The sequence below is a fragment of the Cryobacterium luteum genome (genome assembly GCF_900110125.1).
Lineage (GTDB): Bacteria > Actinomycetota > Actinomycetes > Actinomycetales > Microbacteriaceae > Cryobacterium > Cryobacterium luteum.
On sequence record NZ_FOCN01000002.1, the window covers coordinates 425,153 to 441,143 of the forward strand.

Genomic DNA, 15,991 nt, shown 5'->3' on the forward strand with positions numbered 1-15,991 from the left:
CACCGAGACATCCACTGTGCTCAAGCCGCTCGTCGGCCTGGTCATGGGCAGCGACTCCGACTTCACCGTCATGAGCGCTGCTGCGCAAACCCTCAAGGACTTCGGGGTGGCGCACGAAGTGCAGGTGGTTTCGGCGCACCGCACCCCCGAACGGATGCTCGACTACGGCCGCAGCGCACACGCTCGCGGCCTCAAGGTGATCATCGCCGGAGCCGGGGGAGCCGCGCACCTGCCCGGCATGCTCGCCGCCATGACCACCCTGCCGGTGGTGGGGGTGCCCGTTCCGCTCGGGCTGCTCGACGGCCTCGACTCGCTGCTGTCGATCGTGCAGATGCCGGCCGGCGTGCCGGTCGCCACGGTGTCGATCGGCGGGGCGAAGAACGCCGCGCTCATCGCGATCAAGATTCTCGCCACGAGTGACGACGCGTTGCGCCTGAAGCTTGAAGACTATTCTGTGCAGCTCCAAGAGCTGGTCGAGCAAAAGAACCGGGACCTCCAAACGCGATTATGAGTAGTGTCTCCGACCCGATCCGGCACCCGAATTCCGGCTCCACGCGCATCATGACGACGCGTGCGTGGTGGCTTGTCGTACTCAATCTCGTGCTGCCCGGCTCGGCGCAGGTGCTCGCCGGCAACCGCCGGCTCGGTCGGTTCGGACTTCGCGCCACGCTCACGCTGGTCACCACCGCCATCGTCGCCGGCGCGGTCTACCTGCTCTGGCCCGAGGTGGTGCTCACCGTCTTCACGAGCACCGTCGGCCTGTGGGTCGCCGCCGCTGTACTCGCGTTTTACGCGCTGACCTGGCTTGTGCTCACCGTCAACACCCTCGGCCTGATCAACCTGGTGAAGGCCGCTCCCGGCGCCCGCCCGATCATCGCCGCGTTCTCGGCTGCGCTCATGGTCGTGGTGTGCGGCACCGCCGGTTACGGTGCGTTCGTCGCCACCTCGGCGAGCGGCTTCCTCTCCTCCGTCTTCGTCGGCGGGCCGAGCGAACCGCCGGTCGATGGCCGGTACAACATTCTGCTGCTCGGCGGTGACGCCGGAGCCGACCGTGACGGTCTGCGCCCCGACAGCATCTCGGTGGTCAGCATCGACGCCACGACCGGCCAGGCCACAACCATCAGCCTGCCGCGCAACCTGGAAAACGTGCCGTTCTCGGCTGGCTCCTCGCTTGGCGCGCTCTACCCCGAGGGCTACGGTTCCATCGACGGATGCGACGTGTCGGCCTGCATGCTCAACTCCATCTTCACCGAAGCCGAGCTGAAACGCCCCGAGTATTATCCCAACGCCACGGCCGAGGGCAGCTCCCCGGGCATTCAGGCCACGCTCGAGGCGGCGCAGGGCATCACCGGGCTCACGATTCAGTACTTCGTGCTCATCGACATGCAGGGCTTCTCCGACCTCATCGACGCCCTCGGCGGCGTCGACATCGACGTGCAGAACCGCGTGCCGGTGCACACCGACGAGACCTTCAGTGAGGTGTTGTTCTGGTTTGAGCCCGGCATGCAGCACATGGACGGCTACCACGCCCTCTGGTTCGCCCGCTCCCGGCACGGCACGAGCGACTACGACCGCATGCAGCGTCAGACCCAGATGCAGGAGGCCCTGCTCGCGCAGGCCAGCCCGGCGAACGTGCTCACCAAATTTCAGGGTGTCGCCGCCGCCGGCACGCGCGTTGTCAAGACCGACGTGCCGCAGGGCATGCTCGGCTACTTCGTGAACCTCGCGTCGAAGACCAAGGAACTGCCGGTCGTGTCGCTGCCGATGATTCCCGAGAACGGTGTCGACCCCGAAGACCCCGACTACGCCGCGATCCAAGCCATGGTCGCCGCGGCTCTCGCTCCCGCGCCCACCGCCACCCCCACCCCGTAGCCCTCACGCCGCCAGTCTCAACCCGCTGGTCGTGTCGGGACAGGCTCGACACCCGAGCCGAGACCGCAATCCCGGCACCGCAACCCGCCTGATAAAGGCCCGCATCGCGCAAGCGGATGCCTACGAGTGCGTCAACTGGTTCACTCGCTGCGTCGAGAGCCCGAGTAGACGTGCGCTGTCGCGCTGAGTGATCCCGCGATCGGCGAGCATTCGAACTGCCTCGCGGCGTAGCCGAGCGGCCTCCTTCACAGCCTCGCGCGCCGTCGATTCTTGCTCGTTGGCGACGGACCACAGTGATTTGACGTCGTCGGGAATCAGAACCGTCACGGAGACCTCTACCTCGCTGGGGTCTACGTTGAGCCACAGAGCGGCGACCTCGTGCGCGGCATCGTCAATTTCGGAGATCCGGCGCGCCTGGCCTACGGTGTCAAGCTCGGGAATCTGAATGAACCACCACTTTCCGTCACGAATGGCGGTGGCTTCAAGCTTGCGAATCATGGTCGTTCCTTCCTATCGCCAGCTTGGTGGAAACGCTGGGAGCTTCTTCATAAGCTGGCCCACTACTCCTGCGGAAACGTCACCATGTGCCGGAATCGATTCCTTGACAGATTCGTCAGGAAGCCCCCAAAGCTCGTGGCTTCCCTTGCCTTGTCGGAGTAATACCCAACCTTGGGATCGCAGGAACCGAACCACATCTCGGTATTTCTGCGCTCTTGGCATGATAGTAATCTAGCCCCGGATAGAACGCAATATCACCCCCGGGCTAGATAATGCCCGGTCATCGCTCCAGATCGGCAAAGACATCGTCAAGCACATTGTGCGGGTCCGGGGCTCGATCGCTGACATCCAGGGCGAGCTGCAGCACCTGAAGCACGTCGAAAACGCGAAAGAGTGACACGCCCACCTTCGCGGATTCGAAGTTGACGAGCCATTCCCGAGAGACTCGTGCGCGGTCGGCTACTTGCTGTTGGGTCAGTCCCAAAGCCTCGCGTTTCTCGCGCGCCACCGCGCCAAGATCCTGTGCGGAACGTGTATACATTTCAGCCTCCACTGTGGATGATCGTGCACATGTGGCCCGGCACAGTGACCCCACATCGTGGAGCGGACACCGAGGAGTGGGTCACCCGTCGGCGATCGGCGGCTCACCCTCGCTGTGCTCACCACCGCGGCGAAACGAGAACTTCTTGTGCCCGAAGAAGCTCAGCAGTGTCGTCACCAGAAGGATGATCAGCTGGGCGAGCAGCGGCGGCACGCGCACGATCTCCACCAGCAGCGGCAGCGCGGCCGCATTGATGCCGATCGCCACCAGGTAGACGCTCACGAACCGGGCGAAGTCGCGCAGTACGTGCCCGTGCACCACGAACACAAACCGCCGGTACAGCACGAAGGCCAGGGTGATGCCGACCACGTAGGAGAGCGCGAGGCTGATCAGGTAGCCGAGGTAGACATCCGCGAACACCCACAGGGTGAAAAACGAGAAGACCAGATACCCGACCGCCGTGTTCGTGGCGCCGACCGCGAGAAACCGCACCCGCTGGTCCCGCAGAAACCCCAGAAAGCTCACGAACTACAGGTCCGCGTGCAGCTGCCAGACCCGTTCGGCGGAGTCGCGCCAGCTGAACGCGCGCGACCGGTCGCCGCCGAAGATGCTCATGCGGTTGCGCAGCACGCTGTCGCCGAGCACCCGGTTGATGGCTTCGAGCAGCCGGCCGGGGTATTCCTTCGGGTCGGAGCGTTCGACCGCAACGCCGGCGTCGCCGGCCGCTTCCAGCAGGGCCGGGGCGTCGGAGTGCACAACCGGTGTGCCCAGGTGAAATGCCTCAATGATCGGCAGGGCAAAGCCTTCTTCGAGGCTCGGGTAGACGAACACGCTGGCCCGGGCAATCACCACGGCCAGATCGGAGTCGCTCAGCCCCGACAGGGCACGTACGCGGCCCGGTGCCAGCCCGGCTTCATCGGCGACCGAGGCGAGGTCGAGTTCGCCCCAGGTGTCCGGTCCGAGCACGATCAGCGGCAGGTCGGGTGCTCCCGGCAGCCCGAGCGCCGTGATCAGCGCTGTCACGGCCTTGCGCGGGTCGAGCGAGCCGGAGGTCAGCAGGTACTGCGACGGGAGGTCCAGCGCCTGCAGGCGCTCTTCTACGAGGGGGATGGCCGGCAGCACGAGGCCCCGCCCCACGGCGCCGCCGATCACGCGCACCCGGTCGCCGAGGTTCATGATCTCGGTCAGCTGGCGTGCCACGGCGTGGCTGGGCACGACGATGGCGTCGGCGTGCTTGCGGGCACGCTTGAGCATGCCCTTGGTCCAGGCCACGGTTGCCGGGGTCAGCGACGACGGATGCGTCCACGCCAGCACGTCATGCAGCGTCACCGCAATCTGGGTGCCGTCCTCGGCCCGGTTGTGGCGGCGCAGCGGTGCGAGCAGTCCCGGCGCGTGAATCAGGCCGGTGCCCGACGACGCGGTCACGCCGAGCGCCCAGGCCGCAGCGAGCTCGCGTCGGGCCAGCGACGTCTTGTGCAGGTTGCCCAGGCCGGGCAGCGCGGCCTCGATCAGTTCGTACTCTGCGGGGGTCGACGACGAGACGATGCCCTCAACGTCGCACCCGGCCGGCGCACTCGCGATCAGCGCGCGGGTGAGTTCCTCGGTGTACCGCCCGATTCCGCCCGGAACCGGGGCGACCATCTGGTCGACGACTACCCGCAGAGTGATCATGCAGTCTCGAAAACTCCCGCAGCGAAAGCCTCAGCCTGGGCGTCCTGCCAGCTGCGCATCGGCGCAATCCCGGCGGCGGCCCAGTGGGCGTGGCCGAGCACCGAGTAAGCCGGCCGCGGTGCGGGCAGCACAAAGGCCGAGCTGTCGGTCGGCAGCACGCGTTCCGGGTCGAGCCCGGCCAAAGCGAACACGTCGCGGGCCTGGTCGAACTTCGACGCCAGGCCGGAGTTCGTGCCGTGATAGATGCCGGCGGGCGCGTTGGAGTCGAGCAGCAGCACGATCTGCGCGGCCAGGTCCACCGTCCAGGTGGGCTGGCCCACCTGATCGTTGACGACGTTCAGCGTGTCGCGCGTGGCAGCGGCCTTGAGCATGGTTTTGGCGAAGTTCGGGCCGTTCTTGCCATACAGCCACGCGGTGCGCACTATGTAGCTGCGCGGCCCGTTCTCCACCTGCACGAAGTCTTCGCCGGCCGCCTTGGTACGGCCGTAGGCCGAGATCGGGCTGTGCGGCGTGTTCTCGGCGTAGGGCGCGGTGGCACTGCCGTCGAAGACGTAGTCCGTCGAGATCTGCACGAGCTTCGCTTGCATAGCGGATGCCGCCACCGCCAGGTTCCACGGTCCCACCGCGTTCACGGCGTAGGCCTCGTCTTCATTCGTTTCGGCGTCGTCGACCTTGGTATATGCGGCGCAGTTGATGATGACGTCGTACCCGGCGACAGCGGCTGTGACCGCGTCAAGGTCGGTCACGTCGAGGTCGGCACGGCCGAGAGCCGTCACGTCGCGGCCGGCCAGGGCAATGCGCAGGTCGCGGCCCAGCATGCCCGTGGCGCCGGTGATCAGATAACGGGTCATATTAGATCAGAGCCGCACGAGCCTTGAGCGGTTCCCACCACTGGCGGTTGTCGCGGTACCACTGCACCACGTCGGCGAGACCCTGTTCGAACGGAACCTCGGGGGCATAGCCCAGTTCGGCCTGAATCTTGCTGATATCCACCGAGTAGCGCAGGTCGTGGCCGAGCCGGTCGGCGACGCGGTCCACGTAGGACCAGTCCTTGCCGGTCGAGTCGAGCAGCAGCTGGGTGAGTTCCTTGTTGGTGAGCTCGGTGCCGCCGCCGATGTTGTAGATTTCTCCGGCGCGGCCGCCAACGAGCACCATGGCGATGGCGCGGGTGTGGTCGTCTACGTGCAGCCAATCGCGAATGTTGTTGCCCTCGCCGTAGAGGGGAACGTGCAGGTCGTCGATCAGGTTGCTGACGAACAGTGGAATGACCTTTTCGGGAAAGTGGTACGGGCCGTAGTTGTTCGAGCAGCGGGTGATCGACACGTTGAGTCCGTGGGTGCGGTGGTAGCTGCGGGCGAGCAGGTCGCTGCCGGCCTTCGACGCGCTGTAGGGAGAGTTGGGCTCGAGGGCACGCTCCTCGTTCCAGGAGCCTTCGGCGATGGAGCCGTAGACCTCGTCGGTGGAGACATGCACGAACCGGGCCAGCTTGTGGCGAAGCGCCGCGTCGAGCAGCTGCTGCGTGCCGAGCACGTTGGTCTCGACAAAGATCGTCGAGTCCATCACGGAACGGTCCACGTGGCTTTCGGCAGCGAAGTGCACCACCGCGTCGAGCCCGGGAAACAGGGTGTCGAGCAGCTTACCGTCGCGGATGTCGCCGTGCACAAAGGAGTAGCGCGGGGAGTCGGCGATCGGGGCGAGGTTTTCGAGGTTGCCTGAGTAGGTGAGGGCGTCGAGCACGACAACCTCGGCGCCTTCCAGCCCCGGGTACTTGTCTTCAATCGTGCGTCGAACAAAGTTGGAGCCGATAAAACCGGCGCCGCCGGTGACGAGGATCTTCATATAGGAGTAACCGTTCCGTTCGCTTCAATGGCCTCCGCGATTCTACCGTGGCCGGGCGGTCGTTCCTGAGTGCGCGTGCAACTCGAACAATTCGCGGGGTGTGAGGATTCGTACCGGGTACTATGAACCCACTTGTTTGGGAAAGAATCCAGAATTCGACTGACTTTATCGAGGGAGATCCACTTGAACGATTTAGCCGAGACCAATTCGTCAACCATATCAAGCGAGGCTTGGTTGGGATCGACGTCGTATTGGAAACCAACCCACATGCCAGTTTCCGCCTGGTTCGGTCACGCCCCGTTTGCCTTTTGGCTAGTGGACGCTATTCGGCCCCGTTCCGTAGTTGAGCTAGGAACGCACTTAGGTTTCTCCTACTTCGTATTTTGTGAAGCAATCGCACGGCTGCGCTTAGCGTCCACGGCATTCGCCCTAGACACGTGGGAAGGCGATGATCATGCTGGCGTATATGGCGAAGAGGTGTTCGATTACGTTAGGTCGGTTAATGAGAGTGACTACGCGGCGTTCTCAACGCTGCTACGTGGATATTTTGATGACTCTTTGATCTCCATTCCGGACGCAAGCGTGGACCTGCTCCACATCGACGGCAGGCATGGGTTTGAGGATGTCAGTCATGACTTCAACGCTTGGTTGCCAAAGATGTCAAGTCGCGGTGTCGTCATATTTCATGACATTGTCGAACATCAGGACGGTTTTGGAGTGTGGAAATTCTGGGATGCGATAAAAGATCAATATCCATCGTTTTCATTCGAGCATTCTCATGGGCTGGGCGTGCTCGGGGTGGGTGCCGATATTTCGTCTGCGATGAGGGACTTCTTCGATGCCGGCGCATCGATGCCCGACGAGGTGAGGGCATCATATCAGCGCCTTGGCGGAGAGATTGAAGGTCTCGCGGCGCTTCACGTTCGACTTCAGAAGGCGGAATTCTTGGCAAACCAATTCTCCCTTCAGGAGGACGCGCTCGAGAATCTGAGAAAGCAAATTCTGGACTTGACGAGGAGCCAATCGGCCGCCGAGGCCGTCGTTACGGGACTCAATCAGCAGCTACTCGCTGTCCGCGCCAGTACGAGCTGGAGGTTGACCCGGCCTCTCCGGGTAGTAGGTTCAAGACTGAAGAAAGGTTGAAGAAAACCACCCAACGTTGCGCCTTTTGATGTCCGCGAACTGCGATTGCTAGACTCCGAAGGTGCAGATTCGTGAACTTTCAATCCCTGACTCCTTCGAGATCACCCCCAAACAGTTTGGTGACGACCGAGGAGTATTCCTCGAGTGGTACCGCTTCGACAAGCTCGAAGAGATGGTCGGGCACAAACTCGACCTTGCCCAAGCAAACACTTCCGTGTCCAAACGAGGTTCAGTGCGCGGTATACACTTTGCGGACGTCCCGCCGAGCCAGGCAAAGTACGTCACCGCCATACACGGTGCCGTTCTCGACTACATCGTCGATATTCGAGTCGGCTCGCCAACGTATGGCCAGTGGGACAGCGTGCTACTTGACGACATCGATCGCCGCGCGGTCTACATCGCTGAAGGACTCGGTCACTGTTTCGTTGCCCTGACCGACAACGCCACTGTCAGCTATCTCGTGAACAGCACCTTCAGTCCGGGCCGCGAACACGGCATCAGCCCTCTCGACGAAGAGATCGCGCTCGTGTTCCCGCCCGAGGCCGGCGATCTGTTGCTGTCTGCCAAAGACACCGACGCGCCGACTCTTGCTGCTGCTGCAGCTGCCGGCCTGCTTCCAATGTGGGATGCAGCTCGTGAATACTACGCCACATTGAACGACAGGAACTGACGCACATGCGCGGAATCATTCTCGCCGGTGGCTCGGGCACGCGCCTGTGGCCGATCACCAAAGGCATCTCGAAGCAGCTCATGCCGATCTGGGATAAGCCTATGATCTACTACCCTCTGTCGACGCTAATGATGGCCGATATCAAGGAAATTCTGATCATCACCACGCCTGAATACAACGAACAATTCAGGGCACTGCTCGGCGACGGTTCGGATTTGGGCATTCGCATCGAGTATGCCATTCAGCCTTCTCCAGACGGCCTCGCCCAGGCATTTATCATCGGCGAAGAGTTCATTGGTGATGACAGCGTCGCGCTCGTGCTCGGCGACAACATCTTCCACGGGGCGGGCTTGGGATCCTCCCTTCGGGGCAACGCCGAGATAGAAGGGGCTCGCATCTTCGCCTACCACGTCAGTAATCCGACCGCGTATGGAGTGGTCGAATTTGACGAATCTGGCATCGCAATCTCGATTGAAGAAAAGCCGACCAAGCCGAAGAGCAATTACGCAGTACCTGGACTCTATTTCTATGACAATTCCGTAGTCGCCATCGCTAAAACGATTGAGCCAAGTGCTCGAGGCGAGCTCGAGATCAGCACGATCAATGAACATTACCTCGCCGAAGCTAAGCTCCAGGTGCAGGTTTTAGATCGAGGCACCGCGTGGCTCGACACCGGCACGTTCGAGTCCATGATGCAAGCTTCCGAGTACGTTCGTGTTATCGAAGATCGCCAGGGCTTCAAAGTGGGCTGTATAGAAGAGATCGCTTGGCGGGCAGGCTGGATTACCGATGCGCAGCTTGCCGTTCTTGCAGCGCCCCTGCTCAAAAGCGGATATGGACGCTACCTCGCGCAACTTGCGAAGTAGGCAAACTCCGACTCTGATGTGTGCCGACTTGTCCAGTGTGACAAGTCGGTATCAGAGCCTAGGTTCGCCTATTCTTCCTCTCCAACAGCCACGATCGGGCGCTTAGCCCAACTGAAAGAATTGCACGGATCGGCCAACGTGACGGTCCGGGGTACTGCTTGGAAAGGAAGCGTCTCGCACTTCGGTGATGGGCCGTGAGCATGTTCAGCGAATCGGTCGCCGTAGAGTGCGCACCCGTGTGGGTCACGATCGCCGACGGCTCGTAAACGTTGCGGAGACCACTCTTGCCGATTCGATAGCCGAGATCAACATCTTCAAAGTACATGAAGTAGTTTTCGTCAAAGCCGTGCAAGTCCTCAATTGTCGAACGACGTGCAACGAGGAAGGCTCCCGATAGCCAACCCGCGTCCCGGCGGGCAGGAACGGCAACCGCGTCCCTTCGGTAGGATCGCGTCCAAGGATTGCCTGGCCAAATTGACGAGAATAACGCATGGCCAACCCCGCCCGTGAGGGTGGGGATCATTCGAGCGGAGGGATAGACCTGCCCGTCCGAAGACAATATCCGGGGGCCCGCTGCCGCGATAGTGGAATCCGCGGACAGAGTCTGGACAAGAATGTCGATCGAGCCCGGTTCCGCCACTACATCAGGGTTGCTAATCACGATGAATTCAATGTTCGACGGCAAATGTCGCACAGCTTGATTGATGGCGTGACCGTAGCCTCGGTTCACGTCAAGCGGTAGGTAGAGGGCGCCCGACTCCTCGGTAAGCTCTCGAACTTTGCTCGTGCCCTTCGACTGTTTATTATCTGCCACGACTACGAACAGCGGGTGGAGAGATGCGAGCCCAAGGGAGTTCAGAAATGGCCCCAGTACATCTTCCGAACCATAACTGACGGTGACTACAGCAATGCGGCACGTGGCCATGGGGTCATTTGGGGAGGTAAACATGTAACTTCTAATTCTATTTCGAGGCACCGCTGGATACACGCAGCGAAACTGCTTCTATTTTAAGGAGCCGAGATCGCTGAATTCGGGCGCCGCATAGACGGTACCAATTGCGAGAGGAGTGTACGCCACATCAAAAGAGCATGCTTGGGGTAAGTCAGCAATGTGCACGCCTGACTTGTGCATGATCGAGACACTAACAAAGTACTTGCCGGCACCGAATCGCGTATCTTTCAAAATAAATTGTACCCAACGGGGCCCCTTGCTGGGCCGCAGCTGTTCGCCTAGGAGTTGGGTTGAGGTTGCGTACACGGCTTGACCTTGTGCGCTATCGATCTGAATGGCGCAGTCCCACGCCTCATCAGTGTCCGTGAGGTGCTCGACTTCTACCGATAGAACAAGGTCATCCCCCGTTTGCAGCATCTCATCAGGACGACGATTTACGGCATGCGCACTTGCCGAGACGATTTGCGCATCCCGTTCAACGTGTGCTTGAACGGGGGCGACCTCCTCTTCCGCGATTCGTCGACCTTCCAGAATATTTCTGAAGTTGACGACGGCCTGGCGAGGGTCTCCATCAAAAACTACTTCACCTTGATTGAGTAGGATGGCACGGTCGCAGAGGTCGGCCACTTGGCCGAGAGAATGGGTCACCAGCACGATCGTGCGGCCTTCCTCTTGGAACGACCGGATCTTGTCCATGCACTTCCGCTGAAACGCCTCGTCGCCGACAGCGAGAACCTCGTCCACCAGGAGCAAATCTGGGTCGGTGTGGACTGCAACGGCGAATGCTAGCCGAACGTACATGCCAGAGGAATAAAACTTTACCTGTGTATCAATGAAGTCTCCGATGCCGGAGAAGGATAAAATTTCCGGGAATCGAGCTTCAGTTACCTCCCTGCTCAGGCCAAGAATGGAGGCATTCAGAAAGACATTTTCGCGGCCTGTCAGGTCTGGATGAAATCCAGCCCCGAGCTCTAGGAGAGCGGCAATCCGCCCGCGGCGGGCGACTGTTCCTGTCGTGGGATCCAAGATCCCACCGAGCACTTTGAGGAGCGTGCTCTTTCCGGAGCCGTTATGACCGATGAGCCCCACAGTCGTTCCGGCTTGAATCGTCATGCTGACGTTCCGCAATGCCCAAAACTCTTCGCGGTGACGCTTACCAGCGCGCCCAAGAGTTACGACTCGCTCTTTGAGTGAGTTGTCTTTTCGAATTACAAACCGCTTCGATACGTCCTTGACGACGACGATTTCTGGGGAATCAGCCATGGCTGGCTCTCCTTCGTTCTGTTTGGGAAGTGAGGTCGTGTGAGACGCCTTCACCTAAAGCTCCTGAGCAAAGTTGCCCTGAAGTCGTGCGAAGACGCGATGAAATCCGAACAGCAGGATTAAGCCAACTGCCAGGGCGATCAGCATGCGCATCATAAGTTCAGCCGGGAACTGAGCAGCGGGCGCGCCGCCCACCCAGAATGCTTGTTGGAATCCGAGGACGGCCAAGGTGATCGGGTTGTTTGTATAGAGATTCAGGAGGAGGCCTTCGCCCATGATGTTGCGTGCCATCTCCCAGGAATAGACGATCGGTGAGGCCCACAACAGAATCAGGAGGATTACATCAACGAGATATTGGACGTCACGCAAGTAGACATTTGTCGCAGAGAGCAGAAAAGCGAAAGCTGTTGCGTAGATAACAATTATCGCGAGAGCTGGAAAGAAGTACAGCAGTCCAGTGTGCAGCGATGGGTGTCCGACGGCAAATAGCGCAACGATCAGCACTCCCATTTGGATGGAAAAGTTGAAGAGCGCTGATCCTACGCTTGCGAGCGGGAAGACCTCGCGGGGCAGATAGATTTTCTTGATTAAGCCGCCATTGCCGACAATGGATGACGTTCCACCCGAGACAATCTCGCTAAGCAGCCCGTAGGCGGTCAGTCCCGTGAACACGTAGATTGCGAAATCAGGGATTCCGCGTTCCGCACCCAAAAACTTGCCCATGACTATGTAGTAGATGAACAACTGGGTCAACGGACGGATAAGGGTCCACACCATGCCCAAGGCGCTGTCCTTGTATCGTGCTTTCGTATCCCGTCGAACCATCAGGGCGAGGACTTCGCGGTGCGCAAATACCGCTTTTATGGTTGTCCAAGTGCTCAGGGCCCCCCCGTTGGCCGTGCCAACAGCCTGCAGGGGCTGCTTGCTCAGGGCGACGAAACGATCTTGAGCTGAGGACAAGGTAGCACCACAATTCTTCCGGGAGATTAGGACTCGTACAGTATAACGTTGGGCTGAGAACCAGCTCTCACGCCGTGTATCAAGGGAGCAGCGTAGCTACGCGGAGAGGATGCTCGGGTAGGTTCGTGAGCCATGGCGTGCGTCAGGGCACGAATTTAATGGTCGAAGATGGCACGCGCTCAGATGATTCTTTCAGGAACCCTTCTCAGCCCGCGTGATGCATGGGCGAGCGCGACCACAGCCAGCACTTGCGTCAGCACATCCTGTCGGCTGGACGCTATTTCGTGGCTTTTCCACCAAGAACGCTAATTACACGTCCACCGGCTTTGTGGGCCAACATTGTCACGCCACCTTCTGTGACGTAGTGCCGGATTAGGGCGACTTCTCGCGCGAGGCCCGTTACTGATGCTGCCGCCTCATGGAGACGGGCCTCAGGTGTTGAGTTCAGGAGTGATGGCTTTCGTGATGAGCGGGAACGAGTGGGCTGGTGCCCGGCAAGGCGAATCGCTCGGTCGGGAGCGATTTGCGGGTCTCGACAAAATTCGATGAGAGGTCGGAGGGCTTCCGTCCAAGTGAACTGCCTACGAACCTCAACGACCGCATCATGCGCGGTCTGACGAAAATCATCGTCATACAGAACCTTAGTCAGCGCATCGGCTAGGGCCGTGACGTTGCGCTCAGGCACTGATATCCCCATACCAGTGCGTTCCACCAGGTCGCCAAACCCATCACCATTCGTAGTGACGATAGGAAGCTCTGCCCACATGTAGTCCAAAATTCTTGTACGGAACGAGAAAGTTGTCTCGATGTGGGCATAGTGAGTGCTCACGCCCGCGTCAGCTTCAAGTAGGTAATTCTGCCGGTCGTCTAGTGCGACCCATTGCTCATTGAAGAACACATTCTTCCCGGTCAGCCCCAGCTGATCGACGAGGTCTCGAGTTTTGGAGACGATTTCCATTTCTGGAACATCGGGATTGGGGTGTGCCACTCCTAGAAAGAACAACCGAACATCTGGATGAGTCTTTGCAACCTCAGCGATGGCGCGAATCAAGGTGAGCGTGTCAAACCAGTTGTAAATGCCCCCGCCCCAGATGACGACCTTGTCGTCGTCGCCAATTCCCGGGACGATGCCTCGAATTGCCGATCGTGTATGGACTGGCGATTTCGCGTCCATACCAAAAGGAGCAATGGCAATGAGTCCCTCGAGATTCTCATCGGCAGCGTAGGTGTGGGGGTTCACGCGACCTAGTGCAGTTAGCTGTCCAAGCCAAAACATTCGTTGGCGGTCCGATGCACATAGGAAGAAATCCGCGCGCTCGAGCTGCTGATTTAGAACATCATTTGCCCCACGGACCTGCGACACCCAGGTGTCTGTGCCGAATTCGCGGCCCTGCTCCAACTGTTCCAGATGCATCGGATCGTAAAGATCCGCAACAATTATTTTGTCAGAGTCGAGAAGTGTCTTGAAGTGATGTAGTGCATGTCCTTGAAAGACGATCACGTCAGCCCACTGCTCGTGCACCTTCATCTCGCGCTCATTGCCAAGGCGTACTCGCGAAACTTCGAAGAGATCAGAAGTTCGGCTAGCAGCATTCCAGGTCAGGAGGCGCACATCATTTTCAACAGAAAGGGCCTCAGAAATCTTCCAGGCCCGCATGGCAGGCCCAGCCATCTTCTGACCTAAGGCATCTCCCGTGATCACAAGTACGCGGCGGCGCTGCTTCAACGAATCGATGTTAAAGGCCGACACAATTCGCTCAAGCCCATCGGCAAAATATGGCGAATCAAACAGAGGTACGAACATGTCCCCGAAGAGGCGGAAAAGTTCGGCATCGGTCTTTGTCCGGCGCGTCTGAATCTTTAGGCGATCCACATCCAAGCCCGGAAGGGCCGCAACGAACTGGTCCAGTGCGAAGAGCCCGGCAATGGCTTCTTTGTCTACGGAGATCTTTTGGTCGAATTCATCTGGTGCTCCCGAGAATCGTCGGATATCGAAGGATTCTGCATCGAGCCCACTCTTTGAAACTGAGCGGCGAGCCGCGAGCAGCAGAGCCGCGGGCAGAAATGATGCCAAGGACTCGGTAGACAAGTTCTTGTAAAGCATGAAAAGAGCATTTCGCTCGAGCAAGTACATTTCGCGGTACTGTCCGAACGATTTCATCGATCCATGATGCTTGTGGAATACCTTTGAATCCGGGGCGTAACGAACACGGTAACCCAGGAGATTCAGCCGCCAACCTAGATCAACGTCATCGTAAAACATGAACATGCGCTCGTCGAAGCCACCGACTGATTTGAACACCTCAGCTCGTACGAAGAGTGCAGAACCCGTTCCAAAGAGGATGTCGCGCGGGCGATTGAACTGGTCGCCATCGGGCTCCGTCACATGGTCTTTGTATCCCATGCCGAACCAAGTCACGCTCCCACCAACGAAGTCGACGTTCAGTCCCTCCCAGTCAAGAACTTTGCTTCCGACTGCGGCCACTTGGGGGCTTACTTCAAACTGCTTCAAAGCGCCGCGGACCCAGCCCGCGTCGGGTTTCGCATCATTGTTGAGAAATGCTAAGAACTCGCCGCCAGCATGGCGCGCTCCCAGGTTGCTTCCTCCAGTGAAGCCGAGATTCTCCTCTGAAACGATCAGTCGGACGTTTGGGAGGTCAATCATCGCGGCACGAAGGAGTGATTCGCTGTCATCGCCGGATCCGTTTTCTACCACGAGGATCTCGATTTTATCTTCGGGCCAGTCGACGTCCACCACCGCCCGAACGCATTCGAGAGTGTCCGCTGCGCCGCGGAAATTGACCACAATAACTGACACGAATCCGGGCTTGTACTCTTGCACGAAACACTCCAAAAACTTGGTGGTCGGTACCGGGCCCTGCAGCGTAACCGGAAGAACCACGTCAACACGGGTGACCGGGAGATTACCCGAGCCACCATGCAACTATAACGAACGCGCGATCGGTGGCTTGGAGACCAGCAAATCATGCACCCCCGTTATGCACCGCATCCATGCGCCCGCTAGGAGCGTGTGTCAGTAACGCCTATTCGAAGTTGATGCGACGAGATTCGGGCCGATTTGGCCGCAGCGGGCGGGGCGTTGCTGTGGCGGTCGTCGTGGACTGCGGGGTCTGCGTTGTTCTCGTGCCGACTGAAAATAGGGCCAGTGCCGCGTTGGCGGCAGTAGGTCGAGGCCGCTGGCGCCCGGCAGGGCGGTTCTGCACTGGACCTTAGGTTGCCGGGCGGGCTGTCAGCGCGGCTTGCGTGGCGAGGAGAGCCTTGGTGTGCACGGTGTGCAGCTTCATCAGGTTGTGGCAGGCAGCGATCAGGTCCCACTCGTGGGCTGCTTGCTCCAACCCTCGTAGCAGAACGAATTTTCCTTGTCGGGTGTGGATCTGACCGAACACGGGCTCCACGATTGCCTTCCGCCGCGCATAGGCCGCGCGGCCCTTCTTCGTCTTCAGCTTCCGCGCCATGCGTTCGCGCAACGTCGCGTCAGCGGGGATCCGGCCCCGAGGAACATCCGGAACACGTTCCCCGTGCTTCACCCGGCCGGTCGCGATGAAGAACTCAGTCCGTCCGTCGCTCGCGGCTTCCACGGTCTTGGCGTAGTCCAAGTTTGCTGCTGAACAATACCCGGCATCCACCAGCACTTCGGCGGGGAGAGTACCCATCGTGGCGTGGAGTTTCTCGATCATCGGCACGACCTGTTCAAC

General features: G+C 59.9%; 17 protein-coding genes. 5 read left to right on the forward strand and 12 right to left on the reverse strand.

Annotated features, from left to right (window positions below):
• Nucleotides 1–43 precede the first annotated feature (43 nt).
• A complete protein-coding gene (purE, locus tag BMW72_RS04205; protein ID WP_092107647.1) occupies nt 44–511 on the forward strand; it encodes a 5-(carboxyamino)imidazole ribonucleotide mutase in 468 nt (155 codons plus the stop codon).
• The gene (locus BMW72_RS04210) at nt 508–1,872 is read left to right on the forward strand and encodes an LCP family protein (RefSeq protein ID WP_241983951.1); all 1,365 of its coding nucleotides are present in this window, start codon (nt 508–510) and stop codon (nt 1,870–1,872) included. Before purE ends, BMW72_RS04210 begins: the two co-directional genes overlap by 4 nt.
• Before the next feature lie 120 nt (nt 1,873–1,992).
• Here the strand turns inward: BMW72_RS04210 and BMW72_RS04215 are convergent, their stop codons facing one another.
• From BMW72_RS04215 to rfbB, 7 genes are all read right to left on the reverse strand, one after another.
• Nucleotides 1,993–2,370 carry a hypothetical protein gene (locus BMW72_RS04215; protein WP_092107534.1) on the reverse strand — a complete coding sequence of 126 codons (378 nt, stop codon included), beginning with the start codon at nt 2,368–2,370 and terminating at the stop codon, nt 1,993–1,995.
• 12 nt (nt 2,371–2,382) lie between these two features.
• Nucleotides 2,383–2,592 (reverse strand): type II toxin-antitoxin system HicA family toxin, encoded by a 210-nt coding sequence (locus BMW72_RS04220; RefSeq protein WP_092107536.1) that lies wholly within the window; start codon nt 2,590–2,592, stop codon nt 2,383–2,385.
• Between the two features lie 58 nt (nt 2,593–2,650).
• Nucleotides 2,651–2,911 (reverse strand): helix-turn-helix domain-containing protein, encoded by a 261-nt coding sequence (locus tag BMW72_RS04225; RefSeq protein WP_092107538.1) that lies wholly within the window; start codon nt 2,909–2,911, stop codon nt 2,651–2,653.
• 81 nt (nt 2,912–2,992) lie between these two features.
• On the reverse strand, nt 2,993–3,436 hold the full coding sequence (locus BMW72_RS04230) for a GtrA family protein (RefSeq protein WP_092107540.1): 444 nt from the start codon (nt 3,434–3,436) through the stop codon (nt 2,993–2,995).
• Between the two features lie 3 nt (nt 3,437–3,439).
• The gene (locus BMW72_RS04235; protein WP_092107542.1) at nt 3,440–4,582 is read right to left on the reverse strand and encodes a glycosyltransferase family 4 protein; all 1,143 of its coding nucleotides are present in this window, start codon (nt 4,580–4,582) and stop codon (nt 3,440–3,442) included.
• Entirely contained in the window at nt 4,579–5,433 is an 855-nt protein-coding gene (gene rfbD, locus BMW72_RS04240; RefSeq protein WP_092107544.1) for a dTDP-4-dehydrorhamnose reductase, read from the reverse strand. The genes BMW72_RS04235 and rfbD overlap by 4 nt, the downstream gene beginning before the upstream one ends.
• A 1-nt stretch (nt 5,434) precedes the next feature.
• Complete coding sequence (gene rfbB / locus BMW72_RS04245) at nt 5,435–6,421, reverse strand: dTDP-glucose 4,6-dehydratase (protein ID WP_092107546.1); 987 nt, start codon at nt 6,419–6,421, stop codon at nt 5,435–5,437.
• Between the two features lie 267 nt (nt 6,422–6,688).
• Here rfbB and BMW72_RS04250 point away from each other — a divergent pair, with 267 nt between their 5' ends.
• The 3 genes from BMW72_RS04250 to rfbA all read left to right on the forward strand — a co-directional run bounded on the left by BMW72_RS04250 (nt 6,689) and on the right by rfbA (nt 9,100).
• A complete protein-coding gene (locus BMW72_RS04250) occupies nt 6,689–7,564 on the forward strand; it encodes a class I SAM-dependent methyltransferase (protein ID WP_092107548.1) in 876 nt (291 codons plus the stop codon).
• 61 nt (nt 7,565–7,625) lie between these two features.
• Nucleotides 7,626–8,234, forward strand: a complete 609-nt coding sequence (locus tag BMW72_RS04255) for a dTDP-4-dehydrorhamnose 3,5-epimerase family protein (protein WP_092107550.1) — start codon at nt 7,626–7,628, stop codon at nt 8,232–8,234.
• A gap of 5 nt (nt 8,235–8,239) precedes the next feature.
• Nucleotides 8,240–9,100, forward strand: coding sequence for a glucose-1-phosphate thymidylyltransferase RfbA (gene rfbA, locus BMW72_RS04260; protein ID WP_092107552.1), 861 nt, complete (start codon nt 8,240–8,242; stop codon nt 9,098–9,100).
• A 58-nt stretch (nt 9,101–9,158) separates the two neighbouring features.
• Here the strand turns inward: rfbA and BMW72_RS04265 are convergent, their stop codons facing one another.
• The 5 genes from BMW72_RS04265 to BMW72_RS04285 form a co-directional block, all read right to left on the reverse strand.
• Nucleotides 9,159–10,049 carry a glycosyltransferase family 2 protein gene (locus tag BMW72_RS04265; RefSeq protein ID WP_241983952.1) on the reverse strand — a complete coding sequence of 297 codons (891 nt, stop codon included), beginning with the start codon at nt 10,047–10,049 and terminating at the stop codon, nt 9,159–9,161.
• A 54-nt stretch (nt 10,050–10,103) separates the two neighbouring features.
• Nucleotides 10,104–11,315, reverse strand: coding sequence for an ABC transporter ATP-binding protein (locus BMW72_RS04270; RefSeq protein WP_092107554.1), 1,212 nt, complete (start codon nt 11,313–11,315; stop codon nt 10,104–10,106).
• Between the two features lie 54 nt (nt 11,316–11,369).
• Nucleotides 11,370–12,275, reverse strand: coding sequence for an ABC transporter permease (locus tag BMW72_RS04275; RefSeq protein WP_092107556.1), 906 nt, complete (start codon nt 12,273–12,275; stop codon nt 11,370–11,372).
• Between the two features lie 277 nt (nt 12,276–12,552).
• Nucleotides 12,553–15,117 carry a glycosyltransferase gene (locus BMW72_RS04280; protein ID WP_092107558.1) on the reverse strand — a complete coding sequence of 855 codons (2,565 nt, stop codon included), beginning with the start codon at nt 15,115–15,117 and terminating at the stop codon, nt 12,553–12,555.
• A gap of 388 nt (nt 15,118–15,505) precedes the next feature.
• The coding region (locus tag BMW72_RS04285; RefSeq protein ID WP_208598212.1) for a transposase at nt 15,506–15,991 on the reverse strand (486 nt) is incomplete at its 5' end.

Bases quoted from the DNA above. Each gene is read 5' to 3' on its own strand.
- rfbA (WP_092107552.1), top strand. From the start codon at position 8,240: ATGCGCGGAATCATTCTCGCCGGTGGCTCGGGCACGCGCCTGTGGCCG.
- BMW72_RS04215 (WP_092107534.1), bottom strand. From the start codon at position 2,370: ATGATTCGCAAGCTTGAAGCCACCGCCATTCGTGACGGAAAGTGGTGG.
- BMW72_RS04250 (WP_092107548.1), top strand. From the start codon at position 6,689: ATGCCAGTTTCCGCCTGGTTCGGTCACGCCCCGTTTGCCTTTTGGCTA.
- BMW72_RS04225 (WP_092107538.1), bottom strand. From the start codon at position 2,911: ATGTATACACGTTCCGCACAGGATCTTGGCGCGGTGGCGCGCGAGAAA.
- BMW72_RS04210 (WP_241983951.1), top strand. From the start codon at position 508: ATGAGTAGTGTCTCCGACCCGATCCGGCACCCGAATTCCGGCTCCACG.
- purE (WP_092107647.1), top strand. From the start codon at position 44: ATGGGCAGCGACTCCGACTTCACCGTCATGAGCGCTGCTGCGCAAACC.
- BMW72_RS04265 (WP_241983952.1), bottom strand. From the start codon at position 10,049: ATGTTTACCTCCCCAAATGACCCCATGGCCACGTGCCGCATTGCTGTA.
- BMW72_RS04235 (WP_092107542.1), bottom strand. From the start codon at position 4,582: ATGATCACTCTGCGGGTAGTCGTCGACCAGATGGTCGCCCCGGTTCCG.
- BMW72_RS04220 (WP_092107536.1), bottom strand. From the start codon at position 2,592: ATGCCAAGAGCGCAGAAATACCGAGATGTGGTTCGGTTCCTGCGATCC.
- BMW72_RS04270 (WP_092107554.1), bottom strand. From the start codon at position 11,315: ATGGCTGATTCCCCAGAAATCGTCGTCGTCAAGGACGTATCGAAGCGG.
- rfbB (WP_092107546.1), bottom strand. From the start codon at position 6,421: ATGAAGATCCTCGTCACCGGCGGCGCCGGTTTTATCGGCTCCAACTTT.
- rfbD (WP_092107544.1), bottom strand. From the start codon at position 5,433: ATGACCCGTTATCTGATCACCGGCGCCACGGGCATGCTGGGCCGCGAC.